18 protein-coding genes are annotated in these 21275 nt (G+C 59.2%); 7 read left to right on the forward strand and 11 right to left on the reverse strand.

The window, feature by feature from the left end:
* Positions 1-9: 9 nt before the first annotated feature.
* The 7 genes from G6L97_RS01220 to G6L97_RS01250 form a co-directional block, all read right to left on the reverse strand.
* Positions 10-1374, reverse strand: coding sequence for a metallophosphoesterase (locus G6L97_RS01220; protein WP_111782933.1), 1365 nt, complete (start codon positions 1372-1374; stop codon positions 10-12).
* Between the two features lie 193 nt (positions 1375-1567).
* The gene (edd, locus tag G6L97_RS01225; RefSeq protein WP_111782809.1) at positions 1568-3388 is read right to left on the reverse strand and encodes a phosphogluconate dehydratase; all 1821 of its coding nucleotides are present in this window, start codon (positions 3386-3388) and stop codon (positions 1568-1570) included.
* A 123-nt stretch (positions 3389-3511) separates the two neighbouring features.
* Positions 3512-4210, reverse strand: a complete 699-nt coding sequence (pgl, locus tag G6L97_RS01230; RefSeq protein WP_019564290.1) for a 6-phosphogluconolactonase — start codon at positions 4208-4210, stop codon at positions 3512-3514.
* A gap of 10 nt (positions 4211-4220) precedes the next feature.
* Positions 4221-5696: a glucose-6-phosphate dehydrogenase gene (zwf, locus tag G6L97_RS01235; RefSeq protein WP_111782808.1), complete on the reverse strand. Its 1476-nt coding sequence runs from the start codon at positions 5694-5696 to the stop codon at positions 4221-4223.
* 137 nt (positions 5697-5833) lie between these two features.
* Positions 5834-6184 carry a hypothetical protein gene (locus G6L97_RS01240; RefSeq protein ID WP_111782807.1) on the reverse strand — a complete coding sequence of 117 codons (351 nt, stop codon included), beginning with the start codon at positions 6182-6184 and terminating at the stop codon, positions 5834-5836.
* A gap of 26 nt (positions 6185-6210) precedes the next feature.
* Positions 6211-7497: an NAD(P)/FAD-dependent oxidoreductase gene (locus tag G6L97_RS01245; protein ID WP_003515145.1), complete on the reverse strand. Its 1287-nt coding sequence runs from the start codon at positions 7495-7497 to the stop codon at positions 6211-6213.
* A gap of 10 nt (positions 7498-7507) precedes the next feature.
* Positions 7508-8944 carry a glutamine synthetase family protein gene (locus G6L97_RS01250; protein ID WP_013635499.1) on the reverse strand — a complete coding sequence of 479 codons (1437 nt, stop codon included), beginning with the start codon at positions 8942-8944 and terminating at the stop codon, positions 7508-7510.
* Between the two features lie 129 nt (positions 8945-9073).
* Between G6L97_RS01250 and G6L97_RS01255 the strand changes: the two genes are divergently transcribed.
* Positions 9074-10255, forward strand: a complete 1182-nt coding sequence (locus G6L97_RS01255; RefSeq protein WP_111782806.1) for a BaiN/RdsA family NAD(P)/FAD-dependent oxidoreductase — start codon at positions 9074-9076, stop codon at positions 10253-10255.
* Positions 10256-10364: 109 nt separating this feature from the next.
* Here G6L97_RS01255 and G6L97_RS01260 read toward each other — a convergent pair whose 3' ends face one another.
* A complete protein-coding gene (locus tag G6L97_RS01260) occupies positions 10365-10712 on the reverse strand; it encodes a hypothetical protein (protein ID WP_162686717.1) in 348 nt (115 codons plus the stop codon).
* A gap of 83 nt (positions 10713-10795) precedes the next feature.
* Here G6L97_RS01260 and G6L97_RS01265 point away from each other — a divergent pair, with 83 nt between their 5' ends.
* Positions 10796-11668: a LysR family transcriptional regulator gene (locus G6L97_RS01265; protein WP_111782804.1), complete on the forward strand. Its 873-nt coding sequence runs from the start codon at positions 10796-10798 to the stop codon at positions 11666-11668.
* A 6-nt stretch (positions 11669-11674) separates the two neighbouring features.
* On the opposite strand, the gene G6L97_RS01270 is transcribed toward G6L97_RS01265, so the two are convergent.
* The gene (locus G6L97_RS01270; protein WP_003515151.1) at positions 11675-11932 is read right to left on the reverse strand and encodes an SMc00767 family acetate metabolism repressor; all 258 of its coding nucleotides are present in this window, start codon (positions 11930-11932) and stop codon (positions 11675-11677) included.
* A gap of 83 nt (positions 11933-12015) precedes the next feature.
* Complete coding sequence (gene aceA / locus G6L97_RS01275) at positions 12016-13305, reverse strand: isocitrate lyase (RefSeq protein WP_174002641.1); 1290 nt, start codon at positions 13303-13305, stop codon at positions 12016-12018.
* 254 nt (positions 13306-13559) lie between these two features.
* Between aceA and G6L97_RS01280 the strand changes: the two genes are divergently transcribed.
* The 5 genes from G6L97_RS01280 (at position 13560) to G6L97_RS01300 (ending at position 19298) form a co-directional block, all read left to right on the forward strand.
* Positions 13560-14975, forward strand: coding sequence for a helix-turn-helix domain-containing protein (locus tag G6L97_RS01280; protein WP_003515152.1), 1416 nt, complete (start codon positions 13560-13562; stop codon positions 14973-14975).
* Between the two features lie 151 nt (positions 14976-15126).
* Positions 15127-16224, forward strand: a complete 1098-nt coding sequence (locus tag G6L97_RS01285) for a polyamine ABC transporter substrate-binding protein (RefSeq protein ID WP_003515154.1) — start codon at positions 15127-15129, stop codon at positions 16222-16224.
* 179 nt (positions 16225-16403) lie between these two features.
* The gene (locus tag G6L97_RS01290) at positions 16404-17561 is read left to right on the forward strand and encodes an ABC transporter ATP-binding protein (RefSeq protein ID WP_013635505.1); all 1158 of its coding nucleotides are present in this window, start codon (positions 16404-16406) and stop codon (positions 17559-17561) included.
* A gap of 11 nt (positions 17562-17572) precedes the next feature.
* Positions 17573-18481: an ABC transporter permease subunit gene (locus G6L97_RS01295; protein ID WP_003515156.1), complete on the forward strand. Its 909-nt coding sequence runs from the start codon at positions 17573-17575 to the stop codon at positions 18479-18481.
* A 4-nt stretch (positions 18482-18485) separates the two neighbouring features.
* A complete protein-coding gene (locus G6L97_RS01300; protein WP_003515157.1) occupies positions 18486-19298 on the forward strand; it encodes an ABC transporter permease in 813 nt (270 codons plus the stop codon).
* Between the two features lie 311 nt (positions 19299-19609).
* Here G6L97_RS01300 and G6L97_RS01305 read toward each other — a convergent pair whose 3' ends face one another.
* A complete protein-coding gene (locus tag G6L97_RS01305; protein ID WP_162686718.1) occupies positions 19610-21268 on the reverse strand; it encodes an ABC transporter permease in 1659 nt (552 codons plus the stop codon).
* Positions 21269-21275: the final 7 nt, after the last annotated feature.

Below are 21275 nucleotides of genomic sequence, written 5' to 3' on the forward strand. Positions count from 1 at the left end.
TCTCCGGCTTCAGGAAAGCCCACCCAGAACCGTCTGCTTCAGCTTCACATCCGGCACTTCCGCAAAGGCAAGATCGCTGCGGCCGAAATAGGATTTCTGGTTGGTGGCGGACCAGTCGTTGCAGACCAGTTTGTATCGCTCTCTCGCGACCGGTTTTTCCGGCATGGCGTAAAGATAATCGCCGGTGCGGTCAGCAAGCGGAATGTCGCCGTCCTGATTGCAGCGCTTGAGGATTTGCGCAAGCGTTTCGCCATCCACTTCCGTCACCATCAGCTTGCCGTCGAAACGCAGCGAGGCGTTGAAATCGTAGCGGCGGATATCGCCCCTTGGCAAACCAGCGCCGAAGGAGGTGTGGCCGATGAAGCCGACATCCGCGCCGGTTTTTGTGGCGATTAGCTGCGCCACACGGCGTCCTGCCTCGTCAACTGTCATCGCCTTTTCCGTTTTGCCGACAACCGCCTTCTCTTCTGCCGTCAGATGTTTGTCGAGCGTCTGTTCGATCAGGCCTTTGAGCGCCGGGGAGGAGGGGGCGTCGCTGTCGATGGCGACGGTCTCGATCGTCGGCGCCTTGCCAGCAGCTTCGATCGTCGCAATGGCCATGGAGGTGCACCATGAGCCCGTGTGGACATAGCGCGTCGCACCCTGTTCATGCACGAAGTTCAGGTGATCGTGGCCGCCGACCAGCAGGGTGCCATCGGGCAGCAACGGCAGGATATCGCGGTCGGCAACGACACCGGCGTGGCTGAGAACGATGTTGATCGCCTCCGGCTTGACGATTGCAGGCAGATTCGCCTTGGCCCATTCCACAGGCTGCGGAATATCCAGCATCTCACGCGTCGCCTTCGGATAGGTATTGATCGCGTTGGTGGCAAGGCCCGCAACGACGACCGTCCGTCCGCCCACACTCACCTCCGCACTGGCCGGTGCATAGGGTGCGCCGCTGCGCTTGTCGATGATGTTGGACAGCACGGTAATGCCGAGCGCGCGGGCACGACTGACGAAATTGGCGAGGTCGTTATCGATATCCGGTTCATGGTTGCCGATATTGATGACGGTGGGCGCGAGCCTGGCGAGCGCCGAGAGGAACGTCCACTCGATTTCGCCAGACGACCGTGTCGCCACCGCATTGCCGGTTTCGAACAGGTCGCCGTTCAGAAGAATAATGTGGGGCGTCTTTTCAGCCGCGATGCGCATTTCTATGGCTGCTAGGAGCTGCCCGATGCGCTCATAGGCCGAATGCAGGTCGGAAATCACGATTGCACGCAGGGCCACATCCTGCGCTTCCGCCGGCGTTGCCACCACCATCAGCGGCAGTATGGCGGTGCCAGCCATAAGCTTCAGCACGTCACGGCGTTTGCTTGAGAAAATCGTCATGTCTGGCCCCATCATCTTGAAATGCGTCATCGTCCCGCGGCTGGCTGAGAAGCCCCTATAGGGCGATCATCACAGCCGCATGACAAGTTTGGCGTTTAAGAGACGGGAAATAAAGCGGTTTCAGCGCGAGTTATGCGGGTCATGCCAAGAGGGTGCGGAGGCGAGGCCGAATCCGGCCTTCGCCTCCGGACGATCAATGGAACAGAACGCTGGCGCCCTGGTCGGCAGGGCCGACATTACGGCGGAACGGGGCGAAAAGTTCGCGGCCCATGCCCCATTCGTTGGCGGAAAGGTCGGCGCGCGCCGGTTCGCGCTTTGCCAGCTCTGCGGCTGGAACAAGCACTTCAAGCGTTCCGGAAATGGCGTCGAGACGGATGATGTCGCCATCGCGGATGAGCGAGATCGGGCCGCATTCGGAAGCTTCGGGCGTGACATGGATGGCGGCCGGCACCTTGCCGGAAGCGCCGGACATGCGTCCGTCCGTTACCAGCGCCACCTTGAAGCCGCGATCCTGCAGCACGCCAAGTGGCGGCGTCAGGCGGTGCAGTTCCGGCATGCCGTTGGCCTTCGGACCCTGGAAGCGGACGACAGCGATGAAATCGCGGTTGAGCTTGCCGTCCTTGAAGGCATCCTGAAGCTCCTGCTGGTCGCTAAAGACGATCGCGGGCGCCTCGATGATATGGCGTTCGGGCTTGACGGCGGAGATCTTGATGACCGATTTGCCGAGGTTGCCGGTCAGCATTTTCAGACCGCCGGTCGGCTGGAACGGCGTTTCAATGCTGGCGAGAACCTTGGGATCGTGGCTCTGCTCGGGAGAAGGCTCGCGGGTCACCGCGCCGTTTTCGTCAAGCTTTGCATCCACGGTGTAGGCTTCGAGCCCCTGTCCGAAGACGGTGCGGACATCGTCATGCACGAAGCCCTGTTTCAAAAGCTGCTTGATGAGGAAGCCCATGCCGCCTGCGGCGTGGAAATGGTTCACATCCGCAAGACCGTTGGGATAAACGCGGGCAAGCAGCGGCACGGTATCCGACAGGTCGGAAATATCCTGCCAGGTGAGGATGATGCCTGCTGCGCGCGCCATGGCGATCAGATGCATGGTGTGGTTGGTCGAGCCGCCCGTCGCGTGCAGGCCAACGACGCCGTTGACGATCGAGCGCTCATCGATCATTTCGCCGGCGGGCGTGAACTCGTTGCCCTGCGCGGTGATGGCGAGCGCCCGCTTGGCGGCCTCGCGTGTCAGCGCGTCGCGCAGCGGCGTGCCGGGATTGATGAAAGAAGAGCCGGGCATATGGAAACCCATGATCTCCATCAGCATCTGGTTGGAATTTGCCGTGCCGTAGAAGGTGCAGGTGCCGGGACCATGATAGGATTTGGACTCCGCCTCCAGCAGCTCGGCGCGCCCCACCTTGCCCTCTGCATAAAGCTGGCGAATGCGGGATTTCTCGTCGTTCGGCAGGCCGGTGGTCATAGGCCCGGCGGGGATGAAGATGGAGGGCAGGTGACCGAAGGAAAGCGCTGCGATGACGAGGCCGGGAACGATCTTGTCGCAGACACCGAGATAGACGGCGGCGTCGAACATGTTATGCGACAGGCCGATGCCGGCAGCCATGGCGATGGCATCACGGGAGAATAGCGAGAGCTCCATGCCCGGCTGGCCCTGGGTTACGCCGTCGCACATGGCAGGCACGGCACCCGCGACCTGCGCCACGCCGCCGGCTTGCGCTGCGGCCTCGCGGATGATTGCCGGAAAGGTCTCGTAGGGCTGGTGCGCCGACAGCATGTCGTTATAGGCGGTGATGATGCCGAGATTACCAACCCGGTCGCCGGCAAGGAGGTCCTTGTCGGCGGGGGAACAGACAGCAAATCCATGCGCGAGGTTACCGCAGGAGAGAGTGGAGCGATGAACGCCCTTCGAAACCTGCAGCCGCAGCCGCTCTAGATAGGTCTCGCGGTAAGGCTTGGAGCGTTCGACGATGCGGGCGGTAATGGCCTGAATGCGGGAATCGGCGGACATGAGCGTTCATCCTGTTCGTTGGTCGAGAACCGGCGTTCCGGGAGATGAAGGACCGGTTATCGTGTTTTCGTCTTGTGTCGTCGGGCGCTGTCGCGGGGCCGCTTGCGCGGCAACCGCATCCAGTTATGGCGCCCAGTAAATATCCAGGGCGGTTTCTGCCCGGTTCAGCACGGCGCGGATCGGCATTTCGTCCTCATCCTCGCCCGACTGTGCTTTTTCAAGCGTCGCCTTTTTTGCTGCACCTTCGATGTGGAGCACCAGAAAACCTGCATCGTGAAGGCTGGAGAAGTTGAACGTCAACCGTTCTTCCCCCGCGGTTTCCGCCGCCATGGTCAAAACGCCGCGCGGTTCGTCAAGGTCGAGCGCTTCGTAGAGATTGTCGCCACCGGGAAAGAACGATGCCGTATGCCCATCCGTTCCCATGCCCAGCACGACGACATCAAAAGGATCGCAGATCGCTTCGGTCTTGACGGTCGCAAGCGTCGCTGCATCCTCAGGCGAGGCCGCGGGCTGGAACAGCGGCACGAAATAGGCCGCCTTCGCCTTGTCCTGCAACAGGTTCTCGCTGACCAGCCGGTGGTTCGAGCGCTCGCTCTCCGGCGGCACGAACCGTTCGTCCACCAGCGTCACGCTGATGTTGCTCCAGTCGAGATCATGATGGGAAAGCGCCTGGAAGAACAGCTTGGGCGTTGAACCGCCCGAAACGGCAATGCTTGCCGTTCCGTATTCTTTCGTTGCTGCGTCGAGACGCGCGGCGACATCCGCCGCCAGGGTTTTCGCCAGTTCAGCGGCTGTGTCGAAGACATGGATTGTTTCGCTCATACCCGCGCCCTCAGTCAGCGTCGTGCCAGGTGCGGCCGTCGCGCTCGATCAGTGCGATCGAGCCGCTCGGACCCCAGGTTCCGGCAGTATAACCCTGTACGCCCTGTCCCAGCTCTTCCCAGCTCTTGAGGATAGGATCGACCCAGTCCCAGGCCGCTTCCACTTCGTCGCGGCGCATGAACAGTGTCTGGTTGGAGCGGATGGTATCCATCAAAAGCCGCTCATAGGCATCGGGGCTGCGCACATTGAAGGCTTCGGCAAAGCTCATGTCCAGCGAGACCTGACGCAGACGCATGCCGCCCGGGCCGGGATCCTTGATGAGCAGCGACTGCTTGACGCCTTCGTCCGGTTGGAGGCGAATGACCAGCTTGTTGGCTTCGATCTTGCCGGCCGCATCGTCGAAGATCGAATGCGGGATCTGCTTGAACGTGACGACGATTTCCGAAACGCGGGTCGCAAGGCGTTTTCCCGTGCGAATGTAGAAAGGAACGCCTGCCCAGCGCCAGTTGGCAATTTCGGCCTTGATGGCGACGAAGGTTTCCGTGTTGGAAACGCCGCCCTCCAGCTCCTCCAGATAACCTTTCACCGGGCCGCCTGCGGAAGCGCCGGCGCGGTACTGGCCGCGAACCGTCAGCTTTTCAACATTGCTGGTGTTGATCGGCTTCAGCGAGCGCAGGACCTTGAGCTTTTCGTCACGCACGGCTTCCGCGTTCATGGAAGCGGGCGGCTCCATGGCAACGAGGCACAGCAATTGCAGAATGTGGTTCTGCACCATGTCGCGCAACGCACCGGCCGTATCGTAATATCCGGCGCGACCCTCAAGGCCGACAGCTTCTGCGACCGTGATCTGCACGTGGTCGATATGGGCGGAATTCCAAAGCGGCTCGTAAAGCGCGTTGGCAAAACGCAGTGCCATCAGGTTCTGCACCGTCTCCTTGCCGAGATAGTGGTCGATGCGGAAGATCTGTTCTTCCTTGAAGACGTGGCCGATGGTGTCGTTGAGTTCCTGCGCCGAGGCAAGGTCGCGGCCGATCGGCTTTTCAACGACGATGCGGGTCGAGCGGGTGATAAGCTTGTGTTCGCGGATCTTGTCGGCGATATCGCCGAAAATGCCGGGCGCAACAGCGAGATAGAAGGCGCGTATGCGCTCCTTGCCCTCATCGAGCAGCTTCTTCAACACGTCCCATCCGTTGCCGGATTTTGCGTCGACGGGAACGTAGAAAAGCCGGTTAAGGAACAGCGCAACCTGCGCATCATCATATTCGCCCCCCTTCAGATGCTCCTTCAGCGCGTCTTGCGCGAATTTGCGATATTCCTCATGGCTCATGACCGAACGCGACGCGCCGATAATGCGGGTCGGCTCCGTAAACTGGCCTTCGACCTGACGGTGATAAAGGGCCGGCAAAAGCTTGCGCTCTGCCAAATCGCCTGTGCCGCCGAAAACGACACAATCAAAAGCTTCAACAGGAATGATCTGACTGCTCATATCGATACTCTCGATCTTCAAGGGTTGGGGCATCCATAATCTAATCGATTTAAAAATGCCAGTCTCAGTTATGTGAAATTATGAATTTTGGTTTCACGGGTCGAAAACCCGTACCGATTGTCATTGAGTGATGCCGGCTAGAAAGCAGGGTTCTTGAACAAGCCTTTGGCCGGCGGCGGAACGGAAAAAAAGAAAAAAACGACGATTGCTGCGATTTTCCCCATCCATGATCGCAGCGATGGCTCATCGACCTTGTGCGAGGCATCTATACTGTCCAGCAGCAGTCTTGCCTCATGCCGCTGCCACTCCGGCACCCGGATTTCCATGCCTCCGAAAGCGACCGTCAAATGCCAGTTCACGGAAACGATATGGGCCGAGGGCACGGTGGTGTGGATGCCATAGGCGCGCAGAAACGAACATGTCACGGCGGTTTCCGCCATCCCGTAACCGGTCGCAATCGTTACAAGCCTGTCGCTAGGTCTTTCCATCAGATCTCCAGAGGTGGGCGGATTTCCTAAAACCTGTCTCGCAACGCGTACCATGAGAGCGCCAGAAAAAGCAGCGGTGCCCGCAGCGATGCACCGCCGGGGAACGACGGAACCTTCAACCGCGCGAATGGCGCCAGCATATCCTGTCTGCCGAGAACGAGATCGGCATAGAGCTTGCCGCAATAGTTCGACAGCATCACCCCGTGTCCGGAATAACCGCCGATGGAGGTGACCCCTGGCATGACTTCCCGCACGAACACCCGCCTTGGCAGGGTGATGCCGACGGAGCCGCCCCAGGAATGGGTGATCTCGACATTTCCGAGTTCGGGATAGATTTCCGCGATCTGCCGGCGAATATGGCTGGAAATGTCACGCGGCGTATCGGCCGTATAGGCCTCGCGCCCGCCGAACAGCAGCCGGTTGTCGACCGTCTTGCGGAAATAGCGCACCACGAAACGGGAATCGGCCACGGCTTCCTTGCCGGGAATAATGTCGGGATAAGCGTCAAGCGGTGCGGTTGCGCCGATGAAGGAGCGGATGGGCATGATATGGGCCGCCGTTACCGGTTCCAGATTGCCGATATAGGCATTGGTCGCAATCAGCACCCGCGTTGCGGTCAGCGTGCCGGAGGGCGTTTCGATGATGGTCTTGCCGCCCGCCTGGCGTATGGATTTGGCGGGCGTCATTTCATGGATGCCGGCGCCCGCCTCTTTTGCGGCTTTCGCAAGCCCGACCAGCAGCTTCAGCGGATGGATATGGCCGGTGCCGGTATCGCGTGTGCCGCCGAAATAATGGCTGGAGCCGACACGTCTGCGTGCGTCCGCCCGCTCCATGTAGGAAATATGCGGATAGCCGTAGCGATTGTTCATCGCATCGACGCTTTTGCGGTAATCGTCTTCGTAAGCAGCCTTGTGCGCCACATAGAGCTGCCCCGGCAGGTACTCCATGTCGATGCCGTGATCGCGGGCGAAGTTGAGGACGTAGTGTTTGGCATCCTCGGCGATATCGAACAGTACCTTCGACTGCTCGAAGCCGATCTCGTCTTCCATCTCGTCGGGAAACGAGCGCTGCCCGGTGCCGAATTGCCCGCCGTTGCGGCCGGATGCGCCGTCGCCGAAACGATGCGCCTCGATCAAGGCGACGGAGACACCGTTGGCCGCAAGATTAAAGGCGGCCTGAAGCCCGGTATAGCCACCGCCGACGACCGCGACGTCCACTGCTTTCGACCCGTCGAGCGCCGGATATTGCGGCCGCTCCTGGGCGCTTGCCTGATACCAGGAAATACCCGGCGCTATCGGGCTTTGCCACGTCATGCTTCAGACCTCACACGTTGAGAAGCAGGAATTCCCGCTCCCATGGGCTGATGACCTGCATGAATGTCTCGAATTCCCCGCGCTTCAGGCCCGCATAAAGGCCGACGAATTCATGGCCGAACACCCGCTCGAACTGTTCTTCGCCTTCCAGCAGCGCCACGGCTTCCAGCAGCCCGCGCGGCAGGTCGATGGAGCCTTCATTGGCCGTATCGGCGGTCGGTTCGGTCGGCTCGATATTGTTGACGATGCCGAGCCAGCCGCAGGCAAGCGAAGCGGCGAGCGCGAGATAGGGATTGGCATCCGAACTCGGCAGGCGGTTTTCGACACGCCTTGCCTGCGGGCTGGAAATCGGCACGCGGAAAGCCGTCGTGCGGTTGTCGTAACCCCAGGCATTGTTGACCGGGCAAGCCATGTCAGGTGTCAGGCGGCGATAGGAATTCACGTAAGGAGCAAGCATCACCAGCGCGTTCGGAACATAACGCTGCATGCCGCCGACGAAGGCGAAGAACTCCTTGGACGGGCCGCCGTCCTTGTTGGAGAAGATATTGCGGCCGCTGTCGATCTCCACCACCGACTGATGGATATGCATGGCCGAACCCGGTTGACCCTGCATGGGCTTGGCCATGAAGGTGGCGTAGATGCCATGCTTCAATGCTGCTTCACGGATCGTGCGCTTGAACAGGAACACCTGGTCGGCAAGTTCGATCGGATCGCCATGGCGCAGGTTGATTTCCAGCTGGGCCGGGCCTTCCTCGTGGATCAGGGTATCGATCTCGAGGCCCTGCTTTTCGGAGAAGTGATAGATATCGTCGATCAGTTCGTCGAACTCGTTGATGCCGGCGATGGAATAGCTCTGCCCACCGACGATGGAGCGTCCGGAGCGGCCCTTAGGCGGATGCAGCGGATAGTCAGGGTCGTCATTCATGGCGACCAGGTAGAATTCGATTTCCGGCGCGACGACCGGCTTCCAGCCTTTTTCCGTGTAAAGCGAAAGCACGTTTTTCAGCACGTTGCGCGGCGTATAGGGAACGAAATTACCCTCGGCATCCACGACATCGCAGATCACTTGCGCGGTCGGGTCGCTTTCCCATGGCACCACGGACAGCGTGGAAAGATCAGGCACTAGCTTCAGGTCGCTGTCGCGCGGCTCATAGCGGAAGTTTGCCGTCTCATCCGGGTATTCGCCCGAGATCGTGTGGCGATAGAGCGCGGAGGGCAGGGCAAGCGAGGTGTCGCCCGTAAATTTCGCCGTCGGCATCATCTTGCCACGCGCAACCCCGGCAAGATCGGGTGTTATGCATTCAATATCCTCAATACCGCGCGCCCTCAACCATTGCGAAGCTTCGCGCCAGGAGGAAACGCCACGGGTAGAGGAAAGGTCGAGGGGAGGTTTCTTTGCCATGGTTGCCTGTTTCTTCGGGCGGAGCATGGTTTTCTTCGGGGGCATGTATCACCGGGTCTGTGTTTCGACTGGCGCCATCATAACCGGAGTTTGGCAATTGGCGAGGGGGAAAGCGCCATTGACAACGGGCGACACTTCGAAAAGAGGAAAGGGAGAAGCAAACGGAAAGCAACTATGGCAGACAAATGTGACGTGCTGATTTTGGGGGCGGGGGCTGCCGGCATGATGTGCGCCATCCGTGCCGGCCAGCGCGGCCGCTCCGTCATCATCCTCGACCATGCCAAGGCGCCGGGCGAGAAAATCCGCATCTCCGGCGGCGGCCGCTGCAATTTCACCAACATCCACGCCGGGCCGAAGAATTATCTCTCCGCCAACCCGCATTTCGCCAAATCCGCACTTGCCCGTTACACGCCGCGCGATTTCATCGCTCTGGTCGAAAAACATCGTATCGCCTGGCATGAAAAGACGCTTGGGCAGCTGTTCTGCGACGATAGCGCCAAGGACATCATCCGCATGCTGCTTGGCGAAATGCAGGCTGCAAAGGTGAAGTTGAGGCTCGAAACCGCCGTTTCTGATGTCGCCCATGATGCCGGCCGGTTTCGCGTGACGACCTCCGGCGGCGTCATCGAGGCGGAAAGCCTTGTGGTCGCAACGGGCGGCAAGTCGATCCCGAAAATGGGTGCGACGGGTTTTGCCTACCAGATCGCCGAGCAGTTCGGCTTGTCGCTCATCGAGACTCGCCCCGGTCTCGTGCCGCTGACGCTTGATCCTGCGGCACTGGAAAGGCTGAGCCCCCTTGCCGGTGTTGCCGTGCCAGCCGAAATTTCCCATGCCAAAACGGCTTTCAACGAAGCACTTCTGTTTACCCATCGAGGCCTAAGCGGCCCCTCAATCCTGCAAATCTCCTCCTATTGGCGGGAGGGCGATACGATCCGCCTGAAACTGGAGCCTGCGCGCGATATCGTCGCATTGCTAAAGGAAGCGAAACAGAAGAACGGCCGCCAGTCGGCCCAGACCGCTCTTGCGGAAATCCTGCCGAAACGGCTGGCGCAGCATGTCGTCGAAAAATCGGGGCTGACCGGCAACCTTGCCGATATGTCAGACAAGGCTCTGGCGACCCTGGCAAATGAGGTGCAGGACTGGCAGATCAAGCCAGCCGGTTCCGAGGGGTATCGCACGGCGGAAGTCACACTTGGCGGCGTGGATACGACCGGCCTCGATTCCCGCAGCATGGCAGCGAAAACCGTGGCGGGCCTCTATTTCATCGGCGAATGTGTTGACGTGACCGGCTGGCTGGGCGGTTATAATTTCCAGTGGGCCTGGGCCTCCGGTCAGGCAGCAGGTGAATTCGCCTGAAACCGCTCGTATTAACACCTTGTTAATGGGCACGGGTCATCCTGACAGAATGCCAGCAAAGCCGGATCGCGTTGTGGTTCCGCTGTACATGATGTCATGCTGGAGGCTCTTAACAGGGCATGGGTCGGTTGAGTTTTTCGTCAGGAGCCCGCGCATGAACAGATCCGCACATCGCCGCCCTCGCGCCATTGCCATCGCCCGCGCCGAAAGCGAGAGCAGGCAGTTGGCCTTTCGCCTGACTGCAATCGCAGCCGGTGCCGTGGCTGCCCTGATCGCCCTTTTTTACTAAGGTCAGGCTCTTCGCTTTTGCCCTTGCAGCAATCGCGGTAAACAGCCGCCACGGCCAGGATGCCTCGGCCATATCGGCATAGAATTTCTCTTCCTGCCGGATGGCTTCCCGCCGCGTGCGCGGCGTCTGGCTTTCGATGATGGCCAATGCTGAATAAAATACGTGCATGTCACTCTCCATGTTGCGGAGGGCCGTGATGCACGCCGTTTTTTGTTTTATCTGCGCAAGAAAATGCGCTACGTTTTTCATAAATGAAAAACGTCACTTGGGATTCATACCAACTTTTCCTCGATGTGTCACGCAGCGGCGGCCTTACGGGTGCTGCGGCGCTGACGGGTTTGAGCCCTGCGACTATCGGGCGACGCATGATCGAATTGGAGGAGCGCATTGGCAAGGCGCTGTTCCAGCGCAGCCAGACGGGATACGCGCTGACACCGGATGGCCGCGCCTTGTTCGACCGTCTTCAGGCCATGGAAAATGCAGCCAAGGATATAGAGGGCTGGCAGAAGGCGTCATCAGCCTCTTCCGTCGTACGTATCGCCGTCGGTACCTGGAATGCCTGGCTGCTTACCGGGAACTTTTCCGCCATCTGCACGGATCGCGACGATTTCCGCATCGATCTTTTCATCGCCGAACAGAGGGCGTCTTTGGCGCACCGTGAAAACGACATCGGCATTCGCGCTTTCGAGCCCGAGGAACGCAACCTCGCTGCCATCAAGACGGGGGAGGTGGCCTATGCGCCCTACAGGCTGCGCAACGCCGCCGCTTCTGTTGCCGACCGGTGGTTGGCGGTGGCGGAAGAAAACGCCATTTCCGCCTACCTGCGCTGGCCGCATGAAAACCGGCGGGACAATATCGTGGTGACCGTCAACAGGCCAACGGCACTGCTCGATCTCACGCTGGCCGGGGCAGGGGTTGCCGTGCTGCCGTGTTTCGTGGGCGATGCCGATGCGGGGCTGATGCGTGAGGGTGACGAAATCGAAGCGCTTCGTCACAATCAGTGGATCGTCATGAACAATGACGATCGCCACCGCCGCGATATACGGACGGTGGCGGACCGGATGACGCGTCTCATCAAGCGACATTCCGATTTGTACGCCGGACGAAAAAGCCGTCCGGCATGAGCGGTGTCACGCAGCAGCACTTCCCTGCGCAACGATGACCGGGATCAGAAGATCGCCCCAGTTGCCGCCCCCGCCGTGATGGCGGGCTGAGCGGACGAGTTCAACGGAAACACCGGCCTCAACTGCCTTCATGACGGCCTGGTTGAGGCGGTGCAGATCGTTGGCCAGCATGCGGATGGCGACCTGTTGATCCTGCGTCATGGCGGAGGACTGCTCCTCGGCGCGTTCCTTGACGTGGGTCTTGATGGGGTTATGGGCATTCATGGCATTTCTCCTCTCTTTATTGGTTGGGGTTCTTGATGCGATTTGCAAGCCCTTCCCGTTCAAGGGAAGGGCAGTTTTCCAGTTTATTCCGCCGCCGGGCGGAACTGGTCGTGCTCGGTGGATTCCTTCATGGCGGTGGTCGAAGACGTGCCGCCCGAGATTGCCAGCGACACGGCGTCGAAGTAGCCGGTGCCGACTTCGCGCTGGTGTTTGGTGGCGGTGTAGCCGTTAACCTCGGCCGCGAATTCCGCTTCCTGAAGCTCGGAATAGGCCGCCATCTGCCGCTCCTTGTAGCCGCGCGCCAGTTCGAACATGCCGTAATTCAGCTGGTGGAAGCCGGCCAGCGTGATGAACTGGAACTTGTAGCCCATCGCCCCGAGTTCGCGCTGGAACTTGGCAATCGTCGCGTCGTCGAGGTGCTTTTTCCAGTTGAACGACGGCGAGCAATTGTAAGCCAGCTTCTTGCCGGAGTGCACCTTGTGCACGCCCTCGGCAAACCTGCGCGCCTGCTCGAGATCTGGCTTGGAGGTCTCGCACCAGATCAGATCGCAATAGGGCGCATAGGCCACCGCACGGGCGATGCAGGGTTCAAGACCGTTCTTCACCTGATAGAAGCCCTCTACGGTGCGGCCGGCATCGTAGTCGACGAAGGGCTGGTCGCGCTCGTCAATGTCAGAGGTCAAAAGCTTGGCTGCCTCCGCATCGGTGCGGGCGATGACCAGCGTCGGCACGCCCATGACGTCGGCTGCAAGTCGTGCCGCCGTCAGGTTGCGAATATGCGCGGCCGTGGGGATCAGAACTTTGCCGCCGAGATGGCCACACTTCTTTTCAGATGCCAGCTGGTCTTCATAGTGAACACCGGCTGCACCGGCCTCGATGAATGCCTTCATGATCTCGAAGGCGTTGAGCGGTCCCCCGAAACCTGCTTCCGCATCGGCAACGATCGGCGCGAACCACGTGTCGACCGAAAGGCCCTTGCCCTCTGCCGTCTCGATCTGGTCTGCCCGTTGCAAGGTGCGGTTGATGCGCTTTGCAAGCTCTGGCGCCGCATTGGCGGGGTAGAGCGATTGGTCCGGATACATGGCGGAGGCCGTGTTGGCATCTGCCGCAACCTGCCAGCCGGAAAGATAGATCGCCTTCAGCCCGGCGCGAACCATCTGCATGGCCTGGTTGCCGGAAAGCGCGCCGAGCGCATTGATGAAATTCTCTTCGTTGATCAGCTTCCACAGCCGGTTGGCACCCATCTCGGCCAGCGAATGGCGGATTTCAACGGAGCCGCGCAACCGCTCCACGTCGGCGGCGGTATAAGTGCGCTCAATGCCGTCGAAGCGTCCCCGCGGTGCGCCCGGAACAAGTTTGTAAAAATCCGTCATACTTCTCTCTCCCATTACAAATGCAGTTTCAGAAACGTGCTGTCTTCAACTGTGTGAAGCGCATTTCGATGTGACTACATTTACATTTTCATGAGTTTGAGCGCCAGAAGAAACATAAAAACAGTGACTTGAAAGAGGTTATGCTGTAGTGTGAATGACAGGGTGGAGCTGTAAAATTGTAAATTTTGTAAAAGCCTCATGCCCGGCGATTTTGTAACAGACTTGTATGAGTCTTTCGATGTGAGGTTGAGGCTGTGTCGGAAAACAAGATTTTTGCTGGCCCGCGCGTACGTCGTATTCGCAATGGTCTGGCCCTGACGCAAACGGCCATGGCCGAGGCGCTGGCAATCTCGCCTTCCTACCTCAATCTCATCGAGCGCAATCAGCGGCCGCTGACCGTGCAGCTGCTCTTGAAGCTCGCTTCAGTCTACAAGGTGGATCTGGACGACCTGCAAGGCGAGAGTGCCGGTTCCGCCGGGCAATTGCGAGAGGTCTTCGCCGATCCGCTCTTGGTGGGCGAGGTGCCGTCGCCGCAGGAGCTGATCGAGGTGGCAGATGCCGCGCCCAATGCGGCAAGTGGCGTCGTCAAGCTGTACAGGGCGTATCGGGAACAGGCGCAGCGCCTTTCCGACCTCTCGGATCTTCTGGCGCGCGAAGGACATGAGACGGCGCTTTCCTCCACCCGCCTGCCGATAGACGAGGTGCGGCACGTCTTTGAAAACCGGCCGGCCTATGTCCATTCCATCGATGCGGCGGCAGAAGAACTCCACAAGCAATTGTCGGCGGGCGAAGATCTCGCCGCGGGCCTTCGCGCATGGCTTCAGAAAAACCACGGTATCGTGGTCAGAACTCTGCCGGTCCATGCCATGCCCAATCTGCGGCGGCGTTATGACCGCCATTCCATGCGGCTGTTTTTGTCCGAGCGCCTGTCGCAGCCGGATCAGCTCAGGGAAATGGCGATGGAAACCTGTCTTCTGGCGCTTCGAGAGGAGATTGGCGCTGAGCTGGAGACGCTTGGCCTGAAGGGGGAGGAGGCACGGCGCATCGCCCGCTTCGAGCTGGCGCGTTATGCCGCCCATGCCCTGATGATGCCCTATGGTGCGTTTTTGAGTGCCGCCCAGCGCGCGAAATACGATCTCGATGTCCTGCGATCACGCTTCAATGTGTCGTTCGAGCAGGCCGCCAACAGGCTCGTCAGCCTACAAAGGCCGACGGCTGCGGCAATCCCGTTCTTTTTGATGGAGACTGACAATGCCGGCAACCGTTTCCGTCTTGCGGGCGCCGGTGGTTTCCCGAGGGCACGGTTTGGCGGCCTCTGTCCGCGTCTTAATATCCACGCAGCTTTTGCCCAGCCGGGGCAGGTGCTGGTGGAGCCGGTGGAGATGCCTGACGGTGACGCCTTCCTGACTGTGTCGCGCACGCTTGAAGGCCCGCAGGCCGGTTTCGGCGAAAGGGTGCGGCGAACGGCCGTGCTTCTGGGCTGCGATCTCGCCCAGGCCGGGGAGACGGTTTATGGAGCTGCCGGCGCAGGTGGGCCGACCATTGCCATTGGTCCCTCGTGCCGGCTGTGTGAAAGGCAGGGCTGTCTGTCGCGGGCGGAGGCCCCGCTGACGAGGCCGCTCGGCCTGGACGAAATGGTGACCGGTCTTAGTGTTTTCGACTTCCAGTAGAGGTTTCGCATCACTTTTTTTCCGGTGGAACACATTCGGTTGAAAATGCTGTGCTGCACATTTCCCGCTTGCTCCCTTTTGTTTTCCTTTCTAGTCTCACTAAAAAAGGGGATCACGCTTCCGTCACGAGGATGCGTTAACAGGAGAAATCATGAAAAACCGTTCGCTCCGTTTCACTTTGGCTCTCACGACGGCGCTCGTTGCTGCAGGCTCGGCAATGGCCCAGGAGAAGGTCGTTCACGTCTTTAACTGGTCGGATTATATCGACGAATCGATCCTTACCGATTTCACCAAGGAAACCGGCATCAAGGTCGTTTACGATGTATTCGACAGCAACGAACTCGTGGAAACGAAGCTTCTGGCCGGCAGCTCCGGCTACGACGTGGTGGTGCCGACTGGCCCCTTCCTTGCCCGCCAGATCAATGCCGGTGTTTTCCAGAAACTCGACAAGTCCAAGTTGCCGAATCTGAAGAACATGTGGCCGGATGTCTCCGAGCGTCTGGCGAAATACGACCCCGGTAACGAGTATGCCGTGAACTACATGTGGGGCACAACAGGTATCGGCTATAACGTCGCCAAGGTGAAGGCGGCTCTCGGTGATGTTCCGGTCGACAGCTGGGATATTCTCTTCAAGCCGGAAAATGCCGAAAAGCTGAAATCCTGTGGCATCAATATTCTCGATGCATCGGACGAGACCTTCGCCATCGCGATGAATTACCTCGGCAAGAACCCGGACAGCAAGGAAACGGCCGATCTGGAAGCGGGCGGTGCCGTCTATTCGAAGATCCGTCCCTTTGTGAAGACCTTCAACTCCTCCGCCTATATCGACGAGCTGGCAAATGGCGACAGCTGCATCACGATCGGCTGGTCGGGTGACATTCTTCAGGCGAAAAAGCGTGCCGAAGAAGCCAAGAACGGCGTCGAGGTGAACTACGTCATCCCGAAGGAAGGCACCTATATGTGGTTCGACAACCTTGCCATCCCGGCGGATGCCAAGAATGTCGAGGAAGCTCACACTTTCATAAATTACCTGATGCGCCCGGAAGTCATCGCCAAGGCGTCCAACTATGTTCAGTATGCGAACGGCAACCTTGCCTCGCAGGCGCTGATGGATCCGTCGGTTGCCAAGAACCCGGCGGTCTACCCCAATGCCGAGACGATGAAGAAGCTCTTCACCATCTCACCCTACGGACCGAAGGAACAGCGCGTCTTGAACCGTGTCTGGACGCAGATAAAGACCGGTAGCTGATAGCTCCGCGCGCTGGTTGAGAAACGGCCGGCGGGCCTGTTTCTCTGATACCTTGCCGGCAGGTCACGCAACCTGCCGGCGCTGCCCGCCTCATGGCATCGGACCGAAAAGTGTGACGCGGTTTTCGGGAAATCCGATGCTCAAATCTACAAAATCAACGGGATTTGAGGGTAGGGTGAATGGCGAAAACTCTGGGGCCGGTCAAACGCAAATTTAGCCCTTGGGACAATCCCGATGCGGTTCCCTTCATCCGGTTTGAAAACGTCACCAAGCGGTTTGGCGATTTCGTCGCCGTCGATAATCTGACGCTCGATATTTACGAACGGGAGTTCTTTTCGCTGCTCGGTCCTTCCGGCTGCGGCAAGACCACGCTGATGCGCATGCTGGCCGGTTTCGAGGAACCGACCAATGGGCGTATTCTCCTTCAGGGCAAGGATATTTCCGGCGTGCCGCCCTACAAGCGCCCGACCAATATGATGTTTCAGTCCTACGCCCTTTTCCCGCATATGTCGGTGGAGAAGAACATTGCCTTCGGTCTGGAGCAGGACGGTCTGCCCAAGGCAGAAATATCCTCGCGGGTCGAGGAAATGCTGCGGCTCGTCAAGCTCAGCGAGTTTGCCAAGCGCAAGCCGAGCCAGCTTTCGGGCGGCCAGCGGCAGCGCGTGGCGCTTGCCCGCTCGCTTGCCAAGCGGCCGAAGGTGCTTTTGCTGGATGAACCGCTCGGTGCACTCGACAAGAAGCTGCGCGAGGAAACCCAATTCGAGCTGATGGACATCCAGACCAATCTCGGCCTCACCTTCCTGATCGTCACCCATGACCAGGAAGAGGCAATGACGGTGTCGGACCGGATCGCGGTCATGGACAAGGGCATTGTGGTGCAGGTGGCAACGCCTGCCGAGATCTACGAGGCGCCGAACAGCCGTTACGTGGCGGATTTCATCGGCGACATCAATATTTTCGACGCCAACGTCGTCACTAACGCGTCCGATATCGGCAAGCCGGGACTGGTGACACTCGATTGCGACGGGCTGACAGTTGCCGTGGAGCAGGAATGTGCCGCTGTCACCGGAAGCCGGGTGGCTTTCGCCATCCGCCCGGAAAAGGTCCGCATCTCGCTCGATCAACCCACCGACAGCGCCGTCAATTCCGCTTATGGCGAAGTCTGGGATATCGGCTATCTCGGTGACTTCTCGGTGTTCATCGTCAAGCTTGCCGATGGCCGTGTCATCCGTGCAGCGCAGGCGAATGTCTCGCGTCTCGTGGATCGCCCGATCACCTTCGGCGATATGGTGTGGTTGAACTGGAAACAGGATTCCGGTCTTGTGCTAACGCACTGAGGGAGGCTTTTATGGCGATCACCACTCCTGAAAACCGGCAAAGTCCCTGGCGATGGCTGGTCGTCGCCGTTCCCTATTTCTGGCTGATGCTGTTTTTCGCAGCGCCCTTTTTTATCATTTTCAAAATATCGCTTTCGGATACGGCGATATCCATGCCGCCCTATACGCCAGTCTTCGAAGGGTTTTCGAAGCTTGGCGCATTCTTCTCGCAGCTGGATTTCGAAAACTACCTGTTTCTGACGGAAGACCCGCTCTACATCGACGCCTATCTCTCGTCGCTGCGCATCGCATTCATCTCCACCTTCCTGCTGTTGCTGATCGGTTATCCCATGGCTCTTGCCATGGCGCGTTCGCCGTCATCCATCCGCCCCACGCTGGTGATGCTGGTCATCCTGCCGTTCTGGACCTCGTTCCTGATCCGCGTTTACGCCTGGATTGGTATTCTGAAGCCCGAAGGTCTGCTGACGGTGCTGTTCCAATGGCTCGGTTTTCTGGGGCCGGACCAGCAGGTCAATATCTTCCGCACCGAGACGGCGATCTTCATCGGCATCGTCTATTCCTATCTGCCGTTCATGGTGCTGCCGCTTTATTCGGCGCTGGAAAAATTCGACAATACGCTTCTGGAAGCGGCGGCCGATCTGGGTTGCCCGCCCTGGAAAGCCTTCTGGAAGATTACCTTCCCGCTGTCGCTTCCGGGCGTGGTGGCCGGGTCGATGATCTGTTTCATCCCGATAACCGGCGAATTCGTCATTCCCGATCTGCTTGGCGGTGCGCAGACGCTGATGATCGGCAAGACGCTCTGGACGGAATTCTTCGGCAACCGCGACTGGCCCCTGGCATCCGCCGTTGCGGTGCTGCTTCTACTGTTGCTGGTGGTGCCCATCGCCATCTTCCAGAACCAGCAGAAGAAAGTCGGGTGAGGCCATGAAACGCGGAAAATTCGACATCACCGTCCTGACCCTCGGTTTTGCCTTTCTCTATATCCCGATCATCATCCTGATCGTTTATTCCTTCAATGCCTCTAAGCTGGTCACCGTCTGGGGCGGATTTTCGCTGCAATGGTACAAGTCCATGTGGTCGAACCAGGGGCTGATGGATGCAGCCTGGGTGACGCTTCGTGTCGGTATTTTGAGCGCCACCATCGGCACCATCCTCGGAACGCTGGCGGCGCTGTCTCTGACGCGCTTTGCGCGCTTTCCGGGACGCGTGCTGTTTTCGGGCATGATCTATGCGCCGCTCGTCATGCCGGAGGTCATTACCGGTCTGTCGCTGCTTTTGCTGTTCGTGGCTGTTGGGGTGGATCGCGGCTTCTGGACGGTAGTCATCGCCCACACCACCTTCACCATGTGTTATGTGGCAATCGTCGTGCAGTCGCGTCTGTTGACCTTTGATCGCAGCCTCGAGGAAGCAGCGCTCGATCTCGGTTGCCCGCCGGTCAAGACCTTCTTCAAAATTACCCTGCCGCTGATCTTCCCGGCCGTCATCGCCGGCTGGATGCTGGCGTTTACGCTGTCGCTCGATGATCTCGTGATCGCAAGTTTCGCCACTGGTCCAGGTGCGACGACGCTGCCGATCAAGATTTATTCGCAGGTTCGTCTCGGTGTCACACCTGAGATCAACGCCATCTGCACGATCCTTATCGGGCTTGTCACAATCGGCGTGATTGTCGCTTCCATCGCCTCCAAACGCACGGAACTCCAGCGGATGAAGGACGAACACGCAGCCGCGCGCAACTGATCGAATATTCCTCTCCGATTTCTACGCGTTACTGTTGAGGCGTCGATAAAATTAGAAACCTGTAATTTAGTTTTTGACTTTTACGGTCTCAAAATAGGAATTATCGTCGGTAATTGATCGATTTTGGTTTTAACCGCTTGTTAATAGGAGTTGGCGGAAAGTAAATCCCAACGCAGGGCTGTCAAACTTTAGATAGCCGGGATTGATAATTTCCATATGGCGAGGTTGTCCCCCTTTCTCTCGTTAAAAAAGCACAACTAATACAGGCGGCCGAGAGGCCGCCTTTCTTTTTGCCGCCATGCGGGTTGCCTTCAGCGGTTTTCCGGATGATCCATCGATTTCGACACGAGAAGCACGGGGATAAGCCCGGCAATGATGATGATGATCGCCGGCACGGCGGCGTCCTGCACCCTTGAGCGGGACGCGTCTTCATAGACCAGCGTGGCGAGCGTGTTGAAGCCGAAGGGCCGCAGCAGGATCGTCGCCGGCAGCTCCTTCATGGATTCGATCAGTACCAAAAGAAAGGCTGTCAGCGCCGCAGGCCGCATATTCGGCAACAGCACCTTGAACAGTGTCTGCAACCGGTTGCGCCCAAGCGTTCGCGAGGCCATGTCGATATGCGGCGAGAGCTTCTGGAACCCGGCATCAAGCGTTCCCTCCGCCATGGTCATGAAGCGCACCGAATGGGCGTAGATGATGGCAAAGGCAGTGCCTGACAGCAGCAGGCCGCTCGAAAATCCGAAGTGGGAGCGGACAAACCCGTCGACGTGATTGTCGAGACCGGCCAGGGGAATGAGCACGCCGATGGCGAGCACCGTTCCCGGCACGCCATATCCCATGGAGCCAAGTCGCGCGGCCACCTTTGACGTGCGCGAGCGCTCGGTGCGGATGGCATAGGAAAATACGAAAGCCGCAATCAGGGTGACGAAGGCGGCGGAAAGCGAGACCTCGAGACTGTGACCGAGCGCTTTCAGCAGCTTCGGCGCAAACAGCGCATCCAGCCTTTTTGCGGCGTAACCGCCAAGAACGATGACGGGAATGAGGAAACCACTCGCCACAGGAGCGACGCAGAAGAGGCTTGCAGACCAGCGCCGCCAGCCGCGAAGGCTTTTCAACCGGTGGCGTTGCGCCATGGTCGTGGCTTTTGGAGCGGCAAAGCGCTGTTTTTCGCGGGCGTTGCGTTCGATGAAGATCAACGCGCCAACGATGAGCAGAATGACGGCGGCGATCTGTGTGGCATTGGCAAGATTGCCGCGATTGAGCCAGGTCTCGTAAATCGTGAAAGTCAGCGTCTGGACACCGAGATATTCGACAGCGCCAATATCGTTCAGCGTTTCCATCAGAACCAGCGAAAGACCGATGGCGATCGCCGGCCGCGCCATCGGCAATTGAACGGAAAAGAATACGCCAAGCGGTTTCGCACCAAGCGTGCGCGCAGCTTCGGCCGCAAACCGTCCCTGCATGGAAAAGGCGGCGCGGGCCGAGAGATAGACATAAGGGTAAAGCACCGAACTCAGAACCACCACGGCGCCGCCAAGCGAGCGTACGTCCGGAAACCAGTAGTCGCGGATGCTGTGATAGCCGAAGGCGGCGCGAAGGGCGCTTTGTACCGGGCCGGTGAAATCCAGGAACTCGCCGAAAGCATAGGCTGCCAGATACGAGGGAATGGCGAGCGGCAGGACAAGTGCCGCCGACAATACCCGCCGCAAAGGGAATTCGAATGTGGTGACGAGCCAGGCGCAGACAATGCCGAACAATGCCGTCGTTGCGGCCGTCATCGCCAGCAGCAGGAAGGTTCGAAACCCGGCGCGCGGCAGAACGTTGGCTAGAAGGTGTTGCCATCCTTCCGTGCTGCCGGTCAGCGCCAGCCAGAAGACCGCCAGAACAGGCATGGCGGCGATCGCTGCGACGATGACCGCCGTGATGGGCAACAATGAAACGCGTCTTGTTGCCGGAATGGAAACCGTCATGGAAATG

The organism is Agrobacterium tumefaciens (assembly GCF_013318015.2).
GTDB classification, from domain to species: Bacteria; Pseudomonadota; Alphaproteobacteria; order Rhizobiales; family Rhizobiaceae; genus Agrobacterium; species Agrobacterium tumefaciens.

Excerpts from the sequence above, each read along its gene's own strand:
- G6L97_RS01250 (WP_013635499.1), bottom strand. The coding sequence starts at position 8,944 with ATGCCCCCGAAGAAAACCATGCTCCGCCCGAAGAAACAGGCAACCATG.
- G6L97_RS01240 (WP_111782807.1), bottom strand. The coding sequence starts at position 6,184 with ATGGAAAGACCTAGCGACAGGCTTGTAACGATTGCGACCGGTTACGGG.
- G6L97_RS01245 (WP_003515145.1), bottom strand. The coding sequence starts at position 7,497 with ATGACGTGGCAAAGCCCGATAGCGCCGGGTATTTCCTGGTATCAGGCA.
- G6L97_RS01220 (WP_111782933.1), bottom strand. The coding sequence starts at position 1,374 with ATGACGATTTTCTCAAGCAAACGCCGTGACGTGCTGAAGCTTATGGCT.
- G6L97_RS01270 (WP_003515151.1), bottom strand. The coding sequence starts at position 11,932 with ATGAATGCCCATAACCCCATCAAGACCCACGTCAAGGAACGCGCCGAG.
- G6L97_RS01265 (WP_111782804.1), top strand. The coding sequence starts at position 10,796 with ATGAAAAACGTCACTTGGGATTCATACCAACTTTTCCTCGATGTGTCA.
- G6L97_RS01305 (WP_162686718.1), bottom strand. The coding sequence starts at position 21,268 with ATGACGGTTTCCATTCCGGCAACAAGACGCGTTTCATTGTTGCCCATC.
- zwf (WP_111782808.1), bottom strand. The coding sequence starts at position 5,696 with ATGAGCAGTCAGATCATTCCTGTTGAAGCTTTTGATTGTGTCGTTTTC.
- edd (WP_111782809.1), bottom strand. The coding sequence starts at position 3,388 with ATGTCCGCCGATTCCCGCATTCAGGCCATTACCGCCCGCATCGTCGAA.
- G6L97_RS01285 (WP_003515154.1), top strand. The coding sequence starts at position 15,127 with ATGAAAAACCGTTCGCTCCGTTTCACTTTGGCTCTCACGACGGCGCTC.
- G6L97_RS01255 (WP_111782806.1), top strand. The coding sequence starts at position 9,074 with ATGGCAGACAAATGTGACGTGCTGATTTTGGGGGCGGGGGCTGCCGGC.
- G6L97_RS01290 (WP_013635505.1), top strand. The coding sequence starts at position 16,404 with ATGGCGAAAACTCTGGGGCCGGTCAAACGCAAATTTAGCCCTTGGGAC.
- G6L97_RS01260 (WP_162686717.1), bottom strand. The coding sequence starts at position 10,712 with ATGCACGTATTTTATTCAGCATTGGCCATCATCGAAAGCCAGACGCCG.
- aceA (WP_174002641.1), bottom strand. The coding sequence starts at position 13,305 with ATGACGGATTTTTACAAACTTGTTCCGGGCGCACCGCGGGGACGCTTC.
- G6L97_RS01300 (WP_003515157.1), top strand. The coding sequence starts at position 18,486 with ATGAAACGCGGAAAATTCGACATCACCGTCCTGACCCTCGGTTTTGCC.
- pgl (WP_019564290.1), bottom strand. The coding sequence starts at position 4,210 with ATGAGCGAAACAATCCATGTCTTCGACACAGCCGCTGAACTGGCGAAA.
- G6L97_RS01295 (WP_003515156.1), top strand. The coding sequence starts at position 17,573 with ATGGCGATCACCACTCCTGAAAACCGGCAAAGTCCCTGGCGATGGCTG.